This window comes from Acinetobacter sp. YH12126 (assembly GCF_013418745.1).
Classification (GTDB): domain Bacteria; phylum Pseudomonadota; class Gammaproteobacteria; order Pseudomonadales; family Moraxellaceae; genus Acinetobacter; species Acinetobacter amyesii.
This window is the reverse complement of record NZ_VPBM01000002.1, coordinates 415,479-435,410: the sequence shown is the minus strand read 5'-3', so window position 1 is coordinate 435,410 and position 19,932 is coordinate 415,479. Positions and strand designations below refer to the sequence as shown.

The following is a 19,932-nucleotide window of genomic DNA, read 5'->3' as shown; positions in this document are numbered from 1 at the left end:
CACAGAATGAAAACGAAATCGACAGATTTGATTTATAGTGTTGCCATAAACTAATCATAATGATTTTGAGGACGATAAGTTCAATGAAAAAATTCCTTTTAGGCACGATTACAACAGCTATTTTGGCTTTTTCCGGCAGTGCGATGGCAGCACAATTTGTCGCGGGGACTGATTACACGGTTATTCCAAAACCGATTAAAGTCGAACGTCCGGGTAAAATCGAAGTCCGTGAGTTCTTTTGGTATGGCTGCCCACATTGTTTTACATTAGAACCGCATATGCAAACGTGGTTAAAGCAATTGCCTAAAGATGTACGTTTTGTCCGTACACCTGCAGCAATGAATCCACTTTGGGAACAAGGCGCGCGTGCTTACTATGCATCGGAAGCACTGGGTGTTCGTCAAAAAGCACATTTACAATTGTTCCATGACATTCATGTGGGTCAAAAAAATATCTTAGAACAAGGCGCATTTGCTAAGTTCTACACCCGTTATGGTGTTCCTGAAGCGAAATTTAACAGCACATTTAAATCATTTGCTGTGTCTTCAAAAATTGCTCAAGCGAAAAACTTAGCGGCTCAATATCAATTGAGCGGCGTGCCTGCGATTACCGTCAATGGTAAATACATCGTACAAGGTGAAGATGCACGTACCGTTGAAATCGTGAAATTCCTTGTTGATAAAGAACGCAAAGCGAAATAACAGATGTCATAAAAAAGCCGCACAAGATGCGGCTTTTTTATGGCGATAAATTTTGTGGATCAGAGATTTGAGCCAAAGATCGATCCCAATGTAAGATGCCACGAAATAAGAGCTGAACTTGAGTCTGAGCTTGGCGGCGAAATTGTTGTAGCGCATCAGTACGTTGTGGAAGGTCAATATGTCGATGTAAGTCAATCCACTGCATTGCCCAACTTAAGGCCAATTCAAACAAAATTTGTCCCAATACTTTGAGGTCTTGTTCGGATTGAATATGTTGAGTCGCTTCAACTTGAGCCAGTGCATGGGCCAAATCGGTACTGAGAAAATTAAACTCACGAGTAATGGCTTGTCTTAAGAATGCTGAACCACCCCAACGTTCAGCAATAAGAAACATCCATGCCTCAGGAAATTGCTCAACGGCATGAAATAAATAATCCAGACTTTGTCGTGTGCGTGCATCTGGTGCTTGAAAGCATTGCTGACTCAGTTGATTGAGGACATTCCGAAGGTGCAGGGCCATTTGGTCGACTAGTTCCAAACCGAGTTCGTCCATGTCTTGAAAATGGCGATAAAATGCAGCGGGGACCAAGCCAACATGACGGGAAATTTCGCGTAAGCTCAGACTGCTAAAAGAACGGCCTGTGGTACTCAATGCAAGCGCTGCATCAAGGATAGCTTTACGACTTTGTTGCTTACGTTCTTCCCGTATCGACATGCAATTCGTCCTGAATATTGCGTGGCTTCAGTCTAACAAATTTCCTGATGACGTACGACGGTCCTATCAAAACTTGGTTGAATGGATTTTGTAAATGCACACGAATGCGTCCCGAATCTGGCTGTACCTTCTGTTATAATGTACCGCAATCAATTTTGTCAGATTAAGGACTCATCATGCGTATCGACCAACGAGCATTAGATCAATTACGTGAAGTAAAAATTACCCGTAACTACACACGTTATGCGGAAGGTTCTGTATTGGTTGAATTTGGTCATACAAAAGTTCTTTGTACTGCAAGTGTCGACAACTCAGTACCGCGTTTCCTTAAAGGTAAAGGTCAGGGTTGGGTGACTGCTGAATATGGTATGTTACCTCGTTCAACACATACACGTACTGACCGTGAAGCGGCACGTGGTAAACAAAGCGGTCGTACTCAAGAAATTCAACGTCTGATTGGTCGTAGCTTACGTGCGATGGTCGATTTGAAAAAATTGGGTGAAAATACCATCAGCATCGACTGTGATGTGATTCAGGCAGATGGCGGTACACGTACAGCATCAATTACAGGTGCAGCAGTTGCCTTGGTCGATGCAATGAATGTCTTGCTTGAAAATAAAAAAATCAAACAAGATCCGCTTAAAGGCTTAGTTGCAGCTGTTTCTGTAGGTATGTATCAAGACGAAGCTTTACTTGATCTTTGCTATGAAGAAGATTCAAACTGCCAAACTGACTTAAATGTGGTCATGACACAAGCAGGTGAGTTCATTGAACTTCAAGGCACAGCTGAAGACAAACCATTTACGCGTGCACAGTGTAATGAAATGCTTGAATTGGCTGAAAAAGGCATTCAAGAATTGATCAAAAAACAACAAGAAGCTTTAGGCTGGTAAGTTGTTTGATTCAGTTTAAACTGAATAAAGAGCGCATCTTCGGATGCGTTTTTTTATGCGCTGAATATAGAAAATCCAACAAGAATCGGCTATTCAGTAGCGTGTCTTTGACCCAAATTAATAGGATCAGAATGCTTTGAAGGACTAAAAATGAAAAATTGGATGATGTATTTTTCTTTATTCAGCGTATTTTTGATCAGTGGTTGTGATTTTTTGGGGAATCAGGGTCAAGAGCGAGAAGGTGGTCGTTTTTCTGAACAAAGTGAAAACTCAAAAGATCAGGACGATGATCAAGATGAGCGCGAGCAGCATGAAGACGATTTGGCGCATGAAAAGGATTCTGAACATGAAACTGAATGAGTTAAACAACAGCAAGATGATGATTAAGTCATGCTAGTAAGCATCAAAAAGGGTGCAACAGCACCCTTTATTTACGTTTAGAGTATGTCTAAAGCTTAGGCATTAAAGCGCATTGATAAATCAATCGCTGTGACATCTTTGGTAAGCACACCCATCGAAATATAATCGACCCCTGTCGTTGCCACTTCACGTAAATTTGCAATAGTGATATTGCCTGAGGCTTCAAGTTTGCAGCGACCATTCACATGTTTGACGGCATCAATCATTTGTTGCTGACTAAAGTTATCCAACATCACAATATCCGCACCTGCTTCCAACGCTTGGTTGAGTTCGTCCCAAGTTTCTACTTCCACTTCAACGGGTTTACCCGGAGCAATGGTATGCGCTTTAGCAATAGCTTGGCTAATGCCACTTGCTGCCATGATGTGATTTTCTTTAATTAAAAACGCATCAAATAAACCTAAGCGATGGTTTTGACCACCTCCGACAGCAACTGCATATTTTTGTGCAATACGTAGGCCTGGTAAGGTTTTACGGGTATCGAGTAAACGAGTATTCAAACCTTCAAGCTGCTGGACATAGGCAGCAGTTTTAGTCGCTACTGCAGATAATGTTTGTATAAAATTTAAGGCTGGACGCTCAACCGTGAGTAAACTACGCGCAGAACCTGCTAATTTTAAGAAAGCCTCACCTGCTGAGACACGTTCCCCATCATTTTTTAACCATGTGACTTGTACACTTGCATCAAAAGTTTGAATGAGCGCATTGACCCACGGTTGCCCTGCTAGCACCATATCTTCACGACTAATAATTGTTGCGGTCGCTTGTTCATCTTCTGGAGTTAACAGGGCTGTGATATCGCCTTCGCCAATATCTTCTTGTAGTGCGTGTTGAATATTGATTTGGATAGATTGTTCAAGCAAAGATTGCGATATGCTCATAAGAAATTCCGTATCTTTTTAACCCGAGAAAATGTGCGCGCTATATTAGCATTGTTCATGAAAAATGAGCGATTTTTAACTCCTTTCACAGACTTGAATTGAGATTTCAATGTGAAAGTTTTAGCATTAAACCTTTCAAGTAGGGCTCGGCGTTTTGATCTGCAGCATTGCAGGCCGGCTTAGACACAGGATTTTTTTATGTCACAAGCAACAACATTTCAGGTGCAGGATGGGCAATTGCTAGGTGCGCGTCAAATTCCATCACCGAATTTTAACCAGCGTCCTGAAGATACCGAAATTCAGCTTGTCGTCATTCATAATATTAGTTTGCCACCTTCTCAGTTCGGCGGTGGTTATATCGAACAATTTTTCCAAAATCAGTTGGATTGGTCGAAACATCCTTATTTTCAAACTATTGAAGGGATGCAAGTATCGACACATTTATTGATCCTGCGCACAGGCGAAGTTCTACAGTTTGTCAATTTTAATGATCGAGCTTGGCATGCAGGTCGCTCAACCTATTTAGCACAAAAAGAATGCAATGATTATTCGATAGGCATCGAACTCGAAGGAAGTGATGATTTACCTTTTGAAGCTGCACAGTATGCCGTGCTGACCGAGGTCGTGGCGTGTTTACAACAGGCTTATCCTAAAATTCAACAACATATCGCCGGACACTCAGATATTGCACCGGGACGTAAAACTGATCCAGGTCCATTTTTTGAGTGGAACACTTTTCGTCAACAGCTGCATCATTTTAAAAACAAATAAACAATACATACTGCGTTTAATAAACCAATGAAATTCCTTGACGAGTTTCATTACAATAGGCGCACTTTCAAAAGTGAGAAATACCGATGGCGCTTTGGCGTTCGACAGTCATTGTCAGTGCAATGACTATGTTGTCCCGTGTATTGGGACTGGTACGGGATATTGTCCTGTTAAATGTATTTGGTGCAGGTAAAGACTTCGATACCTTCGTGGTTGCCTTTCGTATTCCTAACTTTTTTAGGCGCTTATTCGCAGAAGGGGCATTTTCACAAGCCTTTATTCCTGTATTGACTGAATATAAAACCAGTCGAACCCATGCCGAAGTCCAGATTCTGATTAGCCGTGTTTTTGGCTGTTTAGGTCTGGTGATGACTAGTTTGACGTTCATCGCGATGGTTGCGGCACCTGCCATTATTTATATCTATGCACCGGGTTTCCATGATGATGCAGACAAGTTTGCGTTAGCTACCGATATGTTCCGCCTAACGATTCCTTACTTATTGTTTATGTCCTTAACGGCATTTGCCAGCAGTATTTTGAACAGTTATGGCTCATTCAGTACACCTGCGTTCGCTCCAGTGTTACTCAATGTCGCGATGATTGCCGGTGCGCTGTGGTTAACCCCTTATATGGCTGAGCCAATTATGGCTTTGGGTTGGTCTGTTGTCGCGGCAGGATTCTTGCAATTGGCGATTCAGATTCCAGAGCTGTGGCGTAAAAAATTACTGATTCCACCGAAAGTTGACTTCAAACACGAAGGTGTTGATCGCATCATGAAGTTGATGCTGCCAGCACTGTTTGGTGTCTCAGTGACGCAGATCAACCTACTGTTGAACACCATTTGGGCGTCTTTCATGCAAGATGGTTCAGTATCATGGCTATATAGTGCTGAACGTATGACCGAGCTACCTTTAGGTTTGATTGGGGTAGCTATTGGTACCGTGATTTTACCGTCATTGTCTGCACGCCACGCTGAACAAGATCAGGACAAATTCCGCCGTATGATTGATTGGGCAGCTAAGGTCATTATCTTGGTGGGTGTGCCTGCCAGTATTGCGCTTTTCATGCTCTCTACACCTATTATTCAGGCCTTATTTGAACGTGGTCAATTTAGCTTTGAAGATACACAGATGACCGCATTGGCATTGCAATGTATGAGTGCCGGTGTGATTTCATTCATGCTCATTAAAGTGTTTGCACCAGGGTTTTATGCGCAACAAGATACCAAAACTCCAGTACGTGTAGGTTTAATGGCGGTCGCAGCCAATGCCATTCTTAATGTGGTGTTTATTGGATTCTTTAAACTGATTGATTGGCATGCTGAGCATATGGCTTTGGCATTGGCATCATCGGGTTCCGCTTTAGTGAATGCAGGGATGCTGTATTTCTATTTACATAAGCGCAATATTTTCCGTTTTGGGGCGCATTGGAAAAAGTTGGTGATTCAGTTTGCGATTGCCAATGCTGTGATGATTGCTGCACTGTGGTACGGCTTAACATGGTACAACGGTGATGTGTCTGCGTGGATGCGTGTCGCGGAAGTGATCATCTTATGTGTGATTGGTGTTGCTGCTTATGGTATCGCCTTAATTGCAACAGGCTTTAGACCACGTCATTTAAAACCATAAAGCTAAAACCATACAACGTAGTAAGTTTACGTGGATGTAAAAAAATAAGAGCACATAGGCTCTTATTTTTTTCATTGACACTCAAGATGATAAAAACCTACGTTTCTTATCCATGAGTCTAAGGGGGGGTAATTTGTAGTTTAAAACGACATACAATCCGTCGCCTAAACTTTTCCTCGAGAGAGGAAACCAACAATTGCGAGAATAACTGCAATAACCAAAAGAATAACAGCAAAGTCTTTGGATAAGCCTGCCACACCACCAAAACCTAGCAGACTCGCAATCAATGCAATTACAGCGAAAATAATAGCCCAGCGGAACATAGTTTTATCTCCATGTGATTTTTTATTCTGTATGCTCATTATAAGAGGCTAAAAAAACCTACTCTGTAGTCTTTTGTTTATTTAATGTTCAATATTCGGTAACTTAAACAAAGAATTAATGTGCAGGTTCAGTTAATATGCCTGCCACCTTTGTTGCGAGCGAGAAGATGACCGATACTCTACGCCCACATTTTTGGAAAAAGCATGCTTTGACTGAACTCACCCATTTGGAGTGGGAGTCACTCTGTGATGGTTGCGGACTTTGCTGTTTAATTAAGCTTGAAGATGAAGATACTCATGAGGTTGCCTACACCAAAGTGGCATGCAAACTTTTAGATTGTGAAAAGGCATCTTGCTCCGATTATCCAAATCGTCAATCACATGTTCCAGACTGTATACAGCTGACGCCACATCAGATTCACCAATTTCATTGGCTACCACCGAGCTGTGCTTATCGTAGAATTTCTGAGGGTAAAGATTTACCACGTTGGCATCATCTAGTGACGGGAAATCGTGACAGTATTTTGAAGGCAAGAAAGTCTGCCGCAGGGCGTTGCATCAGTGAAGAAGACGTCAACCCTGACGATATTGAAGATTATATTGTACGTTGGGTACGCTAAAGGACACAGATACGCTCTATCTTGGATCTAGAGTTGATCTTGTATCATAGCCAGAAAGTCTTGTTCTGACAGAACCTGAAAACCGTGCTGTTTGAGGAGTGCTGTGGTTACTCCATAGCCTTCAATTTTCGTACGGGTAAAGCTGCCGTCATAAATATAATGGCTGCCGCAAGACGGGCTGCGATCTTTCAAGACAACAACATCAACTTTGTGTAATTGGGCCAATTCTAACATTCGTTGAGCACCTGCAATAAATTCAGCACTAACGTCTGTCCCCAAAACATCTTTAACTTGAGCTGTACCATTGAGCACATCAGTGGCTTGACCATTTTGAATTTCTGCAGGAAAACGTGGACAGCTCAGGCCGCCCATCATTTCTGGGCAGGCCGTAATGACTTGGTGAGTCTGCATCAGTTGGCAAATCGCTTGTTGTGTATTCGATTTGGCATCATAACGAACGGGTTGGCCTGCCAGACAGGCACTGACTAAATACTTCAGTGTCATCGTGTCATGCTCCACAAGTTTTAGTGACTCAAAAGTTCCATCGCATGGTCATAACTGAGCGGGCGATAAAAGTAAAAACCTTGTCCAGTATGACAATTACATTCTTTTAAGGTATCGACCTGTTCCGGTTTCTCTATACCTTCGACTAATATATTCAGGGAAACACTCGCACCAATTTGTGTAATCGCTTTGACAATGGCAAGTGCTGAACAGTCGGTATGCATGCGTTCCACAAAATTACGGTCTATTTTAATACAGTCGACAGGGTAATTACTCAAACGTGTTAATGATGAATGACCTGTACCAAAATCATCTAGAGAAATGTGTATGCCATGCTCTTTTAATAAATGGAGAGCGCGAATCACATAATTTGAGCCACGTTCTGACAGGCTTTGCTCGGTAATTTCGACCTCAATAATATCTGGTGATATACCAAACTGCTTTAAGCGATTCAGTAGTTTTTCCGCATAATCATCACGTAAAAATTCTACAGGTGCAGCATTTATAGAAATCGGTAGCGGTTGCAGTCCAAGTTCAATCCATTTTTGAATATCTTGAAAGATTTTAATTTGCATTGTTTCACTAATGCGTGAAGCCAATTCATAATCTTGAAATGCAGCAAAAATTTGAGAAGGTAATTGTAATTGTTGGTCTTTATCATACCAACGTAACAAGGCTTCAAAGCCGATAACTTGACTGTCAGAAAGACGAACTTTGGGTTGATAAAACGGAATAATTTGATTGGACTTAATCAAGCTGCGTGCAAGCGTTAATTGGCGAGTAGTATTTTCAAGGGTTTTTAACATAGTATGGTTGAACATTCGTACACCACCACGACCACTGCTTTTTAAATCATTTAGCGCAATATCAGCACATTTAAGTAAATTGGAGGTATTTTGCGCATCGCGAGGGTAGATCGCACAGCCAATACTCATACCAATATTGATAATTTGCCCATTATAGAAAATCGGCATGTCCATTTGCTGACAGGCGATGCTGGCAAAATTCTGTAATTGTTGTTGCGATTTTAAATTTGGAATAGAAATGGCAAATTCATCGCCACCTAAACGTGAAACTACAATATTTGTATCAAAACAGTGCTGAAAACGCTGCCCAAGGGTATGCAGTAAATGGTCTCCAGCACTATGACCTAAGGTGTCGTTAATATGCTTAAAATAATCTAGATCGATTAATAATAAACCCAGTTGTTGCTGATGTTCTCGCGCCACTTTTAAGTGGCTTTTAAATATTCGACTAAACGCACGGCGGTTTAATAAACCTGTTAAATCATCTTGTTCAATGATGCGTTGAAGTTTATTTTCTGCCAGTCGCTGTACCGTAATATCACGAGATACACAGAGGATTTCTTTGACTTGGCCATATTCGTTGAATACTGGGCTGAGCATATTATCCCAATAAGCCAAGGGTTCATCTGCTACTTGGCTCATGCCGACAAAGCGAGATATTTTACCTTCTTTGGCTTCGGCAAAAGCATTCAAACACGCGTCACGGACTTCTTCAGGCAGTAATTTATGCCAAGACATACCAAACTCAGTTTCAGTTGGAGATACGCCCAGAGCTAAACATCCCGCGCGGTTCATATGCAGAACATGACCGTCTAGACTTAATAATTTTATACAGTCGACACTGGCATCTAACATTTGATTACGACTATTCAGTTTTTCTCGTAATTCAGCGAATTGATTATCTTGTAATTGTATATTCTTGGCTTGGGGCATTTTTTGAAATAAATTTATAGGTAGATCAATGCCTTGTTGAACTTGAACGATTCGCTTTTGCTTTGTTGATTGCTTCATACAATCTGTCCAATTGGGTCAGGCAAGTCTAAAATGGGATATCTTGCCGATGATACTTTAATTTGATCAATAAGGGCTAGGATGTCTTGTTACATTATAGTTAACATTCGCCTAAGCTTTTTTACATGCAAGATACTTAAATAACGACATTAAACCACCCTCCTAAATTGAATACCGAATAAAGCAAAGATTCTGCCAAGGCAGTGTTAGAATAGAAAAAACGTCCCCAATTGCCGGAAACGAAATAATAAGATGTCAGACAGCCAAATTCCTCTTCCTGAACGCATGCGTCCTCATGATTTATCTCAAATTATTGGACAAGATCACCTTCTGGGTGAAGATGCACCGTTACGCCAGATGATTGACCAAGGGCATTTGCCATCGATTATTTTTTGGGGACCTCCGGGTGTAGGTAAAACCACAATTGCATTGTTGTTAGCGCAGGCCGTTGACCGACCATTTATTAGTTTATCTGCGCTCAATACTGGAGTGAAAGAGTTACGTGAAATCATCGCCGATGGTGGAGATTTATTGACACCTGTGGTGTTTATTGATGAAATTCATCGTTTTAATAAGTCACAACAAGATGCCTTACTGAATGCGGTTGAAAAGGGCAAAATTACTCTGATTGGTGCAACCACAGAAAACCCTTCATTTGAAGTTAATAATGCCTTATTGTCGCGTTGTCAGGTGTATACCTTAAATGCTCTGGATAATGACGCAATTCAGCGCTTACTGGATCAAGCCATTCACCAAGATTCGTTTTTAAAAGAGCGTTATATTCAAATCGAAGAATATGAAGCTTTATTTCAATTTGCCGCAGGTGACGCTCGTAAAGCATTAAATCTTTTAGATTTAATCGCCAGTACGTTTGAACCAGATTTAGAAAATATCATTAACAATGCGGTGGTAGTCAAAGTTGCGCAGCAAAATATTGCACGCTATGACAAATCGGGCGAACAGCATTATGATCTAGTTTCGGCTTTTATTAAGTCGATTCGAGGCAGTGATCCAGATGCCGCTTTGTATTGGATGGCACGTATGCTCAAAGGTGGTGAAGACCCCGTCTTTATTGCACGTCGTATGTTGATTGCTGCTTCAGAAGATATTGGTAATTCCAACCCAAATGCATTATTGCTGGCTGGAGAATGTTTCCGATCTGTGCAGGCAATTGGTATGCCTGAATGTCGAATCATTTTGGGGCAATGTGCGGTGTATTTGGCAACCAGTGCTAAAAGTAACAGTACTTATTTGGCCATCAACAAAGCCTTAGATTTGGCAGAAAAAACCTCGAATCTACCTGTGCCACTACATTTGAGAAATGCACCAACCAAATTGATGAAAGAGCAAGGCTATGGCGTGGACTATTTATATCCACATAATTATCCTGAACATTTTGTCATGCAAGACTATATGCCGCCTGAACTGAAAGGCACTAAGCTGTATGAGTCTGCACGCAATAAACGTGAAGTCGAAGGTGAGCGTTTACAGCAACGCCGTTGGATGCAACAACAGCAACAATGATTTGAATGATCATAATGGCAAGGCGCTTCGGCGCCCTTTTTTATGTCTATTTCATGCAAAAAAAAGCCCAACTCAAGGCGAGCTGGGCTGAAAAAATAGGATGTCTTTGGGGGAGATACATCCTAGAGGGTAGATGGAAAATCTGGTCGGCATACACATTGGAGAAGTATAGATCCTGGTGCTGCCTGATATGTAGCTATCTTAGTGTGAACGTGGGTAAATGTGAAACAGAGGTTTTTTATGGTTAACATTTGTTTTTTCGATCATGGATTAATCGAGTAATATTTCATTAAAAAACCGAGCTAAAGAGCTCGGTTTTTATAATCGATGGACGATTTAGATATCAGAAAGGTCGATACCTAAACGTGCAGCAACTTCTTCATAAGCTTCAACTACACCGCCTAAACCTTGACGGAAACGGTCTTTGTCGAGTTTTTTCTTAGTGTCTTTGTCCCATAGACGGCAGCCGTCTGGAGAGAATTCGTCACCTAGTACGATACGGTCGTGGAACACGCCAAATTCAAGTTTAAAGTCAACAAGCAGCATGTTGCCTGCATCGAATAGACCTTTAAGTACTTCGTTTACTTTATAAGTCAATTCTTTCATTTGAGCGAGTTGTTCTGCAGTCGCCCAACCTAATGCAATCGCTTGTGATTCATTCACCATTGGGTCGCCTAACGCATCGTCTTTGAAGAACAATTCGAAAGTTGGCGGAGTAAGTTCTTTACCTTCTTCAACGCCTAAACGACGGCAAAGTGAACCTGCTGCATAGTTACGAATTACGCACTCTACAGGAACCATGGTTAATTTTTTCACTAAAACTTCAGTTGGAGAAAGAAGTTTTTCGAAATGAGTTTCGATACCAGCCGCAGCCAATTTTTCCATAATAAAGGCGTTAAAACGGTTGTTCACCTTACCTTTGCGATCCAGTTGTTCAATTTTTTCACCGTTGAATGCAGAAGCATCGTCACGGAAAACTAGGATGAGGTGGTCAGAACTATCTGTTTCATAAACAGATTTCGCTTTACCAGTATAGAGCAAGGTTTGTTTTAACATGAGGGAACCTTTTTCGAGAAAAAATGCCTAGTACGACTAGGCTGGCCAATTTTGGTAAATCTGAGCTAACAGATCTGCAGCTTTTTCTTTGTCTGCAAAACTGTTATCGGCATTGAACACAGCGATGTTATTGCTTGAACCTACAGAAGAAAGTCTTAAGACATAGGTCTGCTGATCGACCTTGACGGTTACTTCGTAACGGTTTTTGCTCTGACCAACAATGGTATGGTTAAGGCTGCTGAGGGTAGCAAGTGTGTATTGCCAAATTGTAGCAGAATTTCCTTCAACTTTGATCAGTGGATTTTGATTTCCATCCACCAATAGTTGAGGGCGGCTAATATTTGTACTGTCTGTTGAGGAATCTGCAACGACATTATTTTTTTCCGCAGCTGGACGCGGAAGGGCATAGCGATTGCCGCGCTTATTTTCAAGCTTTGGTGCATGCTCAATTGCTAGTGGGTCAACAGATGGAGCAGGATACAAAGGCGTTGCAGGACGAACCATCGACCCTTCAGGGTATTTCAGCGGTTCAACATCTGTGGTTTGTTTATAGTCCAGTGTGCCATTATTAAAGGCAAGTGAACTACAACCGGCTAATGTAAATACTGAAAGTGCCAGGCTAAGTCCTAAACGTAATTGCATGATGTTTGCTCTTCTTTATTTGATAACGCCCGCAGTGATGAGTGCTTCACGAAGCGGAGTACGATATTGTTCTGCAAGGGGTGTTAATGGTAAGCGAATGCCTGTTTCAATCAGGTTCATCTCATGAAGTGCCCATTTCACAGGAATTGGGTTCGATTCGCAAAATAAAATTTGATGTAAATTTGCAACAGTATTGTTTTGTTGCTCGGCTTGAACTGCGTCACCCGCCAAAGCGCTTGCACACACTTCGCTCATCTCTTTTGGCGCCACGTTCGCAGTAACCGAAATGTTGCCTTTAGCACCTAAACCCATTAACTGATAAGCCGTTGCATCATCACCTGAGTACACCACCATATCTTTGCCTTTAAGGCCTTCAATGAGTTCTTGACCACGAGGAACATCGCCAGTGGCGTCTTTAATGCCCACGATTTGTGGAATATCAGCAAGACGGATCACGGTGTCGTTGTGCATGTCTACACCGGTGCGGCCAGGTACATTGTATAAAATTTGAGGTAAATCAACAGCTTCAGCAATCGCTTTGTAGTGTTGATACAGGCCTTCTTGGGTAGGTTTGTTATAGTATGGTGTAACTAATAATGCTGCATCTGCACCTAATTCTTTGGCTTCTTTGGTGAGTTCAATCGCTTCGTGGGTTGAGTTTGCACCTGTGCCGGCAATAATTGGAATGCGTTTGTTCGCCACACGGATGATTTCTTTGATCACCTGAGTGTGTTCGGCCATGCTCAAGGTAGAAGCTTCACCTGTAGTCCCTACAGCAACAATACTATTGGTGCCTTGCTTTATATGCCACTCAACCAGCTTCTCGAGGCTCTTCCAATCTACGCTGCCATCTTCAAACATTGGGGTGACGATTGCGACAATTGAACCTTGAATGGTCTGAGCTTGCTGAGTCATTTTGAAAAGCTATCCTATTTGTCCATCCGACAAGATGAAATATTGATTTCTGGATGGTTTCGAATTTTGATTTGTAGCATGTTCATTGGGCTATACCCAAATTGAATAATGCTTACGCAAATTATGACTGATCAAACGCATAAGAACAATATGCTTTGGTCAAAGCCATAAAATTCTTTATACAAATCAAACTTAAAACAATCAAGTGTAAAATAGCGGTTTTTTTGCAGCCTGAAAATTGTTCAGCAAGGGCTGAATCTTGAAAATGTGTTATTCAATCGAGAGGGTTGGCATGGTTGATGGGATTGATTAAATCATCAGCAAAAGGTTGATCTATGTGTATTCCGTGCTTTTTAATCAGAATTTAAGATTAAATAACAATGACTAAAGATTTAAAAACTATATCAATTCGCTCGGGTTTTATTACAAATGATTGTTAAAAACTTGGGTAATAATCTTTTTTATATCTAATAGAAATAGACATGTTTTTATGAGTGTTTAAAAAGATCGCTTGATTTGACTGTTCATTGCACGATTCATATTTTTTTATTTTAAATTTTTAATTGTTTTTACGACTTTGTGACTTAAAGCACAAAAACTATTACACCATGCACGTAATCCAATTTTGGACGAAAGGCTTCAACTTATTGGTAGTTATATCCTTTATAAGGCTCAGCGATGATGCGACTTAATTTGAACGCTGATGACAACAAGGATTCTCCAATGGAAAAGTCAGATAATAAGCATGCTATTGTCACGGTAGCAATCTGCTTCCTTATTGCCGTAATCGAAGGTCTGGATATTCAGGCTGCAGGTATTGCAGCAGCAGGGATTCGTGAATATTTCGGGCTGGATAGCTCGCAGCTAGGGGTGTTTTTTAGTGCCGGTATTTTAGGATTATTACCTGGTGCTTTGTTGGGTGGTCGGATTGCAGACCGAATGGGCCGTAAAAAAGTATTAATTTGGTCTACAGGGATGTTCGCCATCTTTACCTTATGTACGGTATGGGTAAATAGCTTCCATAGCTTACTCGCTGTACGTTTTCTTGCAGGTGCAGGTTTAGGTGCAGCAATGCCAATTTTAATTACCTTGGCATCTGAAGCGGTAACGCCACAAAATCGTGGCCGTGCAGTCGGTTTGATGTACTGTGGTATGCCTGTGGGTGCGGCAATCTTGTCATTAGTTGCAATGACGGACTTCGGTGCAAACTGGAAAAATATTTTCTATTTAGGCGGTTTATTACCGATTATTGTGATTCCATTGATGATTTGGTTCCTGCCCGAATCGCGTGAATTCTTGAAAGCCAAAGATCAAGCGGTTCAAGCGACCGCCAATGGCGAAGTGCAACAAGGTGCTTTCAAAAACCTCTTTAACACAGAAAACCGTTTACGTACTTTCTCAATTTGGGTGAGCTACTTCTTCACCTTGATGGTGGTGTACATCATGTTGAGCTGGTTACCGTCGTTGTTCACCGAACTCGGTTTCACTCGTAAAGATGGTGCAACTGCGCAGTTCTACTTCATGGTGAGTGCAACCATTGGTACGATCATTTTAGGTATGTTGACTGACCGTTGGAAGAAAGCTTATGTGATCATTTTGATGTACGGCGGTATTTTGGCAGGTCTATTTGCGCTGAATGGTGCAGGTTCATTGACCCAAATGTACATGGCGTCAGCTTTAGTCGGTGCATTCGTGATTGGTTGCCAAGGTGTATTGTATGCCTTCGGTGGTATCGTGTATCCAACACAGTTACGTGGTACGGGTGTTGGTGTCGCTTCAGCCGTTGGTCGTGTCGGTGCAATGTTAGGCCCTGCAATTGCGGGTCAGTTATTGGCAGCAGGTTTTGGTGCGGCAGGGGTGATTACCGCGGCAATTCCATGTATTGCAATCTCTGCAATATTTATGTTGTTATTGGTACGTCGTATTCCATCATAAGGAACATGTTATATCAAAAAAAGCCCGCATCATGCGGGCTTTTTTATGGCGACAATAGAAGTCGCACTAATGCTTTAAGCCAAGATAAATAAACGTATTTTATGTAAAAATGCAGCAGAATGGGAAAATAAAAAATCAACGTAGAGGGGCTATGTCAGCAAGAAAACTGATCGCAATTTTTAAAGTTGATCAACGTGAATTCAGTTTGTATCTACATCAATACGAACTGATCTTGGAACTCAAACCTGTATTTCAAAGAAATCGCCAACAGCCGAGAAAAAATGCGTGGTTAGCCTTTGCCGATGAACCTACCCTAGAAGATGTTGCTGAAAATATTAATGCATTTGAGGTCATGCAACAGACACGCAGCCATTTATTAAAATATATCTTTCAACATCAACCGCGATATTTTTATTTTCATGCTTCGACTCGGCGAAAAGCCCGTATTTACCCACGCTTTGCACAACGTTTGGTTGAGCATTTGCCCAAGTATCGGTATTGTCAGGAAGGACAGTCATTTTATTTTTACGCACAGGACTGAATACTAAGGCTTTTAAAATATGAGCGAATCAGTAGAGTCGCCGAAAATGCATGACAACGGATGGAGAGATATGCAAAAAAATACAGCGCTGATTGTGGTTGATGTACAAAATGGTTTTACCCCGGGTGGTCAGTTGGCTGTTGCCAATGCCGATCAAATTATTCCAGGGATTAATCAACTGGGGCAATACTTTACGAATATTGTGCTGACTCAAGATTGGCATCCAGCCGACCATATCTCTTTTGCTGAAAATCATCCTGAGCATGTACCTTATGACAGCATAGAGCTGAATTATGGAACGCAAGTATTGTGGCCGACGCATTGTGTACAAGGCACACAGGATGCCGAATTGCATCCTGATTTAAATTTACCAACGGCGCAGCTGATTATCCGTAAAGGTTTTCATCAGGATATCGACAGCTACTCTGCTTTTATGGAAGCAGATCAGAAAACCTCAACAGGTTTGGCGGGCTATTTGCGCGAACGCGGTATTGATACAGTCTTTGTGGTGGGGATCGCCACGGATTTTTGTGTTGCATGGACGGCAATGGATGCGCGTAAGCTTGGTTTTGAAACTTTTGTGATTGCTGATTTGACCAAAGGGATCGATTTACAGGGTTCCTTACAGCATGCATGGCAAGACATGTTGGCGAATGGGGTGAAGCGTATTTACCTGAAAGATATTGTGCAGCAGCATGCACAGGCATTATCTTTGGCATGACCCAGTGGGCTCAGTTGAGAAAAGGCACAAGGGTGTGCCTTTTTTTGTCCCTGTTTTTAAATGGAAGATGCCTATGTCGGCTTTCTTAAAATTCACTCAATTTTTGCAGAAAACATTTGCGATTTGGGTGGTGCTGTTTGCAGCGCTCGCCATGTTTTTTCCCGATGTATTTGTTTGGTTAAAAGCATATATCCCATGGATGCTAGGCATCATTATGTTGGGTATGGGCATGACCATGACACTGCAAGATTTTAAAAGTGTATTGCAAAGTCCGAAAGCTGTGATGATCGGGGTTTTGGCACAGTTTATTGTGATGCCGGGATTGGCTTTTTTCTTATGTAAATTATTACAACTGCCGACAGAGATCGCGATCGGGGTCATTCTTGTCGGTTGCTGTCCGGGTGGAACGGCCTCTAATGTCATCACCTATATGGCAAAAGGCAATACCGCATTATCTGTTGCCTGTACCTCTGTTTCGACATTACTGGCACCGGTTTTAACCCCTGCGATTTTCTATTTGCTGGCAAGCCAATGGATTGAAATTAATGCGGCATCGATGTTGGTTTCAATTTTACAAGTGGTTTTATTTCCGATCATTGTGGGGTTAATGATTCGAACTGTATTTAAGCACCGAGTGGATGCCTATATACAGGTCATGCCATTGGTTTCTGTTGTGGCAATTGTGGCGATTGTGGCGGCAATCATTGCGGGTAGCCGAACACAGATTTTGCAATCAGGTTTACTGATTCTTGGGGTAGTTGCCTTACATAATGGCTTGGGCTATCTATTGGGTTTTTGGGCCAGCCGAATATTTAAATTGCCCTATGCAGACTGTAAAGCAGTATCAATTGAAGTCGGGATGCAAAACTCAGGTTTGGGTGTGGCATTGGCGGCGACCCATTTTGCTGCTTCACCTTTGACCGCTGTGCCGAGTGCGATTTTTAGTTTGTGGCACAATATCTCGGGTCCTGCATTGGCAACCTATTGGGCAGCACGGACGAGTGAGCCCAAAGCATCGGAACAAGACAAGCCTGCATAAAAAACAATTCAGTAAAAAAGAGGGTAATCTCCCTCTTTTTTTATGTCGAAAATAAATTTTACGATTTGATGAACAGTGTTTTAGGGAATTGCATGCTTTTTTAATTGATTAATGCTATTTGTAACATAAGTGTCATCTCCGCATGCCTAACATGCCGGCAACCACTTTAGATATAGACTGTTTCAAGCAGCATTGAGAGGGTATGCAACATTTTCAGCATTCATCAGAGACCTATTATAATCGTGAATTGTCGCTTTTAGATTTTAATCGGCGGGTCTTGGCTCAAGCACTCGATTCAAGTTTACCGTTACTTGAACGCTTGAATTTTCTCATCATTTTTTCACGCAATTTAGATGAATTCTTTGAAATTCGCATTGCGGGGCTGATGAAACAACGAGATTTGAATGCGATTGCACGGACGCCAGATGCCATTCCGACTGAAGTGGTCTTAGATGAACTTTCCCAAGTGATTCATGACACGGTTGCACAGCAATACCACACCCTCAATCATGCTGTATTGCCTGCATTACAAAGTGAAGGCATTCGCTTTATTCAATTTAAAGATATTTTAGAAAAACATCGGGCGTGGATTAGCCATTATTTTAGTAAAGAAGTTCAACCAGTTTTAACACCAATTAGCTTAGATCCATCGCATCCGTTTCCACGCTTGGTCAATAAAAGCCTCAACTTTATTGTGAGTCTAGAAGGCAAAGATGCCTTTGGTCGTGCCATTGAAATGGCAATTGTGCCTGCGCCACGCTCATTGCCGCGTTTAATCAAAATGCCCGCCGAGGTTGAAGGCAGTGCAGAGACACAAATTTTCCTGACCGCCATTATTCAGCAACACATCAATGACCTATTTCCGGGGATGAAAGCGACGGGCTGTTATGCCTTTCGAGTGACACGCAATGCAGATTTAGTTCTGGCTGAAGATGTGGATGACTTGGCGGTGGCATTAAAAGATGAATTGTCTTCACGGCGTTTTGGTCGGGCAGTTCGCTTAGAAATTGAAGATGATTGTCCGCAAAGCATTATTGATTATTTGTTAGATGAATTTGATTTGAGTGAGCAGGAGCTCTATCGCATTGACGGCCCGATCAATTTATCGCGTCTCAGTACCAGTTTTAATCGACCTGAACTGAAATATCCGGTCTATACACCGATTATTCCTAAAGTTTTTCGTAAACAAACCGCGATTTTTGATGTATTAAAAACACAAGATGTGTTGTTACATCATCCGTTTGACTCCTTTCAACCGGTCATCAACTTATTACGTGAAGCTGCAAAAGACCCTCAGGTATTAGCCATTAAGCAAACGCTCTATCGTAGTGGGCCAGATTCGGACATCGTACAAGTTTTAGCGGAGGCGGCACGCAACGGCAAGGAAGTAACCGCCGTCATCGAACTTCGGGCGCGGTTTGATGAAGAATCCAATATTACCGTGGCCAACTTATTGCAAGAAGCGGGCGCTGTCGTGGTGTATGGCATTGTGGGCTATAAAACCCATGCCAAGATGATTTTGATTGTACGCCGTGAAAATAATCAGCTGTTACGCTACGCCCATTTGGGAACAGGTAACTACCACGCAGGCAATGCGCGGATGTATACCGATTATGGCCTGATGACAACGCATCCCGATATTTGCGAAGATGTGCATCGCATGTTTCAGGAATTGACCGGTATGGGCAAGATGGCGAAGCTGAAAGCCTTACTGCATGCACCATTTACTCTGCATACTGAATTACTGAAACTGATTGAACAGGAAATTGTTGCCGCACAAGCGGGAAAATACGCACGAATTATTGTGAAGGTCAATGCACTCACGGAACCGCAACTGATTGCTGCTTTGTATCGTGCATCGCAAGCAGGGGTATCTGTAGATTTAATTATCCGTTCGATTTGTTGTTTGATTCCTCAGGTCAAAGGCATGTCTGAGAATATTCATGTGAGATCTATCGTCGGACGCTTCTTAGAGCATACTCGAGTGTATTATTTTGAGCATGCAGGCGAAAAACGATTGTACTGTGCCAGTGCTGATTGGATGGGACGTAACTTATTTTCACGGGTCGAAACCTGTTTTCCCATTTTGGAAAGCCGTTTGAAAAAACGCATTATGAAAGATTGTTTACTTAACTATTTGGAAGATAATCAAAATGCATGGGAAATGCAGTCGAATGGGCAATGGGAGAAAGTCGCGGTTGAAGCAGGTGCCGAACCGCATAATGCGCAAAAATATTTGATTGCACAGAAAATTTCGACTTTTTAAGACAAAAAATCCCGACTTAA

20 protein-coding genes are annotated in these 19,932 nt (G+C 41.9%); 12 read left to right on the top strand and 8 right to left on the bottom strand.

The genetic code is table 11. The features are described from left to right. Positions 1-83: 83 nt before the first annotated feature. Complete coding sequence (locus FTU62_RS02090; RefSeq protein WP_078193271.1) at positions 84-701, top strand: thiol:disulfide interchange protein DsbA/DsbL; 618 nt, start codon at positions 84-86, stop codon at positions 699-701. Between the two features lie 37 nt (positions 702-738). Here the strand turns inward: FTU62_RS02090 and FTU62_RS02085 are convergent, their stop codons facing one another. After that, complete coding sequence (locus tag FTU62_RS02085; protein ID WP_111885098.1) at positions 739-1,416, bottom strand: TetR family transcriptional regulator; 678 nt, start codon at positions 1,414-1,416, stop codon at positions 739-741. Between the two features lie 176 nt (positions 1,417-1,592). Between FTU62_RS02085 and rph the strand changes: the two genes are divergently transcribed. Further along, positions 1,593-2,309 (top strand): ribonuclease PH, encoded by a 717-nt coding sequence (gene rph / locus FTU62_RS02080; RefSeq protein ID WP_078193269.1) that lies wholly within the window; start codon positions 1,593-1,595, stop codon positions 2,307-2,309. Between the two features lie 150 nt (positions 2,310-2,459). Further along, complete coding sequence (locus tag FTU62_RS02075) at positions 2,460-2,669, top strand: hypothetical protein (RefSeq protein ID WP_180101699.1); 210 nt, start codon at positions 2,460-2,462, stop codon at positions 2,667-2,669. 95 nt (positions 2,670-2,764) lie between these two features. Here FTU62_RS02075 and nadC read toward each other — a convergent pair whose 3' ends face one another. Continuing rightward, on the bottom strand, positions 2,765-3,610 hold the full coding sequence (nadC, locus tag FTU62_RS02070; RefSeq protein WP_180101698.1) for a carboxylating nicotinate-nucleotide diphosphorylase: 846 nt from the start codon (positions 3,608-3,610) through the stop codon (positions 2,765-2,767). 198 nt (positions 3,611-3,808) lie between these two features. Here nadC and ampD point away from each other — a divergent pair, with 198 nt between their 5' ends. Then, a complete protein-coding gene (gene ampD / locus FTU62_RS02065) occupies positions 3,809-4,381 on the top strand; it encodes a 1,6-anhydro-N-acetylmuramyl-L-alanine amidase AmpD (protein WP_180101697.1) in 573 nt (190 codons plus the stop codon). Positions 4,382-4,467: 86 nt separating this feature from the next. Beyond that, positions 4,468-6,009, top strand: coding sequence for a murein biosynthesis integral membrane protein MurJ (gene murJ / locus FTU62_RS02060; RefSeq protein ID WP_180101696.1), 1,542 nt, complete (start codon positions 4,468-4,470; stop codon positions 6,007-6,009). Between the two features lie 164 nt (positions 6,010-6,173). On the opposite strand, the gene FTU62_RS02055 is transcribed toward murJ, so the two are convergent. Further along, positions 6,174-6,332, bottom strand: a complete 159-nt coding sequence (locus FTU62_RS02055; protein ID WP_005006601.1) for a DUF1328 domain-containing protein — start codon at positions 6,330-6,332, stop codon at positions 6,174-6,176. A gap of 167 nt (positions 6,333-6,499) precedes the next feature. On the opposite strand from FTU62_RS02055, the gene FTU62_RS02050 reads away from it, so the two are divergent. Then, positions 6,500-6,952, top strand: a complete 453-nt coding sequence (locus FTU62_RS02050; RefSeq protein ID WP_180036044.1) for a YcgN family cysteine cluster protein — start codon at positions 6,500-6,502, stop codon at positions 6,950-6,952. Between the two features lie 27 nt (positions 6,953-6,979). Here the strand turns inward: FTU62_RS02050 and FTU62_RS02045 are convergent, their stop codons facing one another. Further along, the gene (locus FTU62_RS02045) at positions 6,980-7,456 is read right to left on the bottom strand and encodes a DUF523 domain-containing protein (RefSeq protein WP_078193265.1); all 477 of its coding nucleotides are present in this window, start codon (positions 7,454-7,456) and stop codon (positions 6,980-6,982) included. 20 nt (positions 7,457-7,476) lie between these two features. Next, a complete protein-coding gene (locus FTU62_RS02040) occupies positions 7,477-9,273 on the bottom strand; it encodes an EAL domain-containing protein (protein ID WP_180101695.1) in 1,797 nt (598 codons plus the stop codon). A gap of 252 nt (positions 9,274-9,525) precedes the next feature. Here FTU62_RS02040 and FTU62_RS02035 point away from each other — a divergent pair, with 252 nt between their 5' ends. Continuing rightward, complete coding sequence (locus FTU62_RS02035) at positions 9,526-10,797, top strand: replication-associated recombination protein A (protein ID WP_078193264.1); 1,272 nt, start codon at positions 9,526-9,528, stop codon at positions 10,795-10,797. Between the two features lie 336 nt (positions 10,798-11,133). Here FTU62_RS02035 and purC read toward each other — a convergent pair whose 3' ends face one another. The 3 genes from purC to dapA are packed head-to-tail and all read right to left on the bottom strand — an operon-like array spanning position 11,134 to position 13,410. After that, a complete protein-coding gene (gene purC, locus FTU62_RS02030; protein WP_078190626.1) occupies positions 11,134-11,853 on the bottom strand; it encodes a phosphoribosylaminoimidazolesuccinocarboxamide synthase in 720 nt (239 codons plus the stop codon). A 36-nt stretch (positions 11,854-11,889) separates the two neighbouring features. After that, positions 11,890-12,495, bottom strand: a complete 606-nt coding sequence (locus tag FTU62_RS02025) for a lipoprotein-34 precursor (NlpB) (RefSeq protein WP_078193263.1) — start codon at positions 12,493-12,495, stop codon at positions 11,890-11,892. A 15-nt stretch (positions 12,496-12,510) separates the two neighbouring features. After that, complete coding sequence (gene dapA, locus FTU62_RS02020; protein WP_078193262.1) at positions 12,511-13,410, bottom strand: 4-hydroxy-tetrahydrodipicolinate synthase; 900 nt, start codon at positions 13,408-13,410, stop codon at positions 12,511-12,513. A gap of 723 nt (positions 13,411-14,133) precedes the next feature. Here dapA and mhpT point away from each other — a divergent pair. From mhpT to ppk1, 5 genes are all read left to right on the top strand, one after another. After that, the gene (gene mhpT / locus FTU62_RS02015) at positions 14,134-15,345 is read left to right on the top strand and encodes a 3-(3-hydroxy-phenyl)propionate transporter MhpT (protein WP_180101694.1); all 1,212 of its coding nucleotides are present in this window, start codon (positions 14,134-14,136) and stop codon (positions 15,343-15,345) included. Positions 15,346-15,496: 151 nt separating this feature from the next. Next, a complete protein-coding gene (locus FTU62_RS02010) occupies positions 15,497-15,886 on the top strand; it encodes a hypothetical protein (protein ID WP_180101693.1) in 390 nt (129 codons plus the stop codon). A 70-nt stretch (positions 15,887-15,956) separates the two neighbouring features. Beyond that, positions 15,957-16,607, top strand: a complete 651-nt coding sequence (pncA, locus tag FTU62_RS02005) for a bifunctional nicotinamidase/pyrazinamidase (RefSeq protein WP_180101734.1) — start codon at positions 15,957-15,959, stop codon at positions 16,605-16,607. A gap of 73 nt (positions 16,608-16,680) precedes the next feature. Beyond that, positions 16,681-17,646 (top strand): bile acid:sodium symporter family protein, encoded by a 966-nt coding sequence (locus FTU62_RS02000; protein ID WP_180101692.1) that lies wholly within the window; start codon positions 16,681-16,683, stop codon positions 17,644-17,646. Positions 17,647-17,848: 202 nt separating this feature from the next. Further along, positions 17,849-19,912, top strand: coding sequence for a polyphosphate kinase 1 (ppk1, locus tag FTU62_RS01995; protein WP_180101691.1), 2,064 nt, complete (start codon positions 17,849-17,851; stop codon positions 19,910-19,912). Positions 19,913-19,932 lie beyond the last annotated feature (20 nt).

Excerpts from the sequence above, each read along its gene's own strand:
- FTU62_RS02090 (WP_078193271.1), top strand. The coding sequence starts at position 84 with ATGAAAAAATTCCTTTTAGGCACGATTACAACAGCTATTTTGGCTTTT.
- FTU62_RS02085 (WP_111885098.1), bottom strand. The coding sequence starts at position 1,416 with ATGTCGATACGGGAAGAACGTAAGCAACAAAGTCGTAAAGCTATCCTT.
- rph (WP_078193269.1), top strand. The coding sequence starts at position 1,593 with ATGCGTATCGACCAACGAGCATTAGATCAATTACGTGAAGTAAAAATT.
- FTU62_RS02075 (WP_180101699.1), top strand. The coding sequence starts at position 2,460 with ATGAAAAATTGGATGATGTATTTTTCTTTATTCAGCGTATTTTTGATC.
- nadC (WP_180101698.1), bottom strand. The coding sequence starts at position 3,610 with ATGAGCATATCGCAATCTTTGCTTGAACAATCTATCCAAATCAATATT.
- ampD (WP_180101697.1), top strand. The coding sequence starts at position 3,809 with ATGTCACAAGCAACAACATTTCAGGTGCAGGATGGGCAATTGCTAGGT.
- murJ (WP_180101696.1), top strand. The coding sequence starts at position 4,468 with ATGGCGCTTTGGCGTTCGACAGTCATTGTCAGTGCAATGACTATGTTG.
- FTU62_RS02055 (WP_005006601.1), bottom strand. The coding sequence starts at position 6,332 with ATGTTCCGCTGGGCTATTATTTTCGCTGTAATTGCATTGATTGCGAGT.
- FTU62_RS02050 (WP_180036044.1), top strand. The coding sequence starts at position 6,500 with ATGACCGATACTCTACGCCCACATTTTTGGAAAAAGCATGCTTTGACT.
- FTU62_RS02045 (WP_078193265.1), bottom strand. The coding sequence starts at position 7,456 with ATGACACTGAAGTATTTAGTCAGTGCCTGTCTGGCAGGCCAACCCGTT.
- FTU62_RS02040 (WP_180101695.1), bottom strand. The coding sequence starts at position 9,273 with ATGAAGCAATCAACAAAGCAAAAGCGAATCGTTCAAGTTCAACAAGGC.
- FTU62_RS02035 (WP_078193264.1), top strand. The coding sequence starts at position 9,526 with ATGTCAGACAGCCAAATTCCTCTTCCTGAACGCATGCGTCCTCATGAT.
- purC (WP_078190626.1), bottom strand. The coding sequence starts at position 11,853 with ATGTTAAAACAAACCTTGCTCTATACTGGTAAAGCGAAATCTGTTTAT.
- FTU62_RS02025 (WP_078193263.1), bottom strand. The coding sequence starts at position 12,495 with ATGCAATTACGTTTAGGACTTAGCCTGGCACTTTCAGTATTTACATTA.
- dapA (WP_078193262.1), bottom strand. The coding sequence starts at position 13,410 with ATGACTCAGCAAGCTCAGACCATTCAAGGTTCAATTGTCGCAATCGTC.
- mhpT (WP_180101694.1), top strand. The coding sequence starts at position 14,134 with ATGGAAAAGTCAGATAATAAGCATGCTATTGTCACGGTAGCAATCTGC.
- FTU62_RS02010 (WP_180101693.1), top strand. The coding sequence starts at position 15,497 with ATGTCAGCAAGAAAACTGATCGCAATTTTTAAAGTTGATCAACGTGAA.
- pncA (WP_180101734.1), top strand. The coding sequence starts at position 15,957 with ATGCAAAAAAATACAGCGCTGATTGTGGTTGATGTACAAAATGGTTTT.
- FTU62_RS02000 (WP_180101692.1), top strand. The coding sequence starts at position 16,681 with ATGTCGGCTTTCTTAAAATTCACTCAATTTTTGCAGAAAACATTTGCG.
- ppk1 (WP_180101691.1), top strand. The coding sequence starts at position 17,849 with ATGCAACATTTTCAGCATTCATCAGAGACCTATTATAATCGTGAATTG.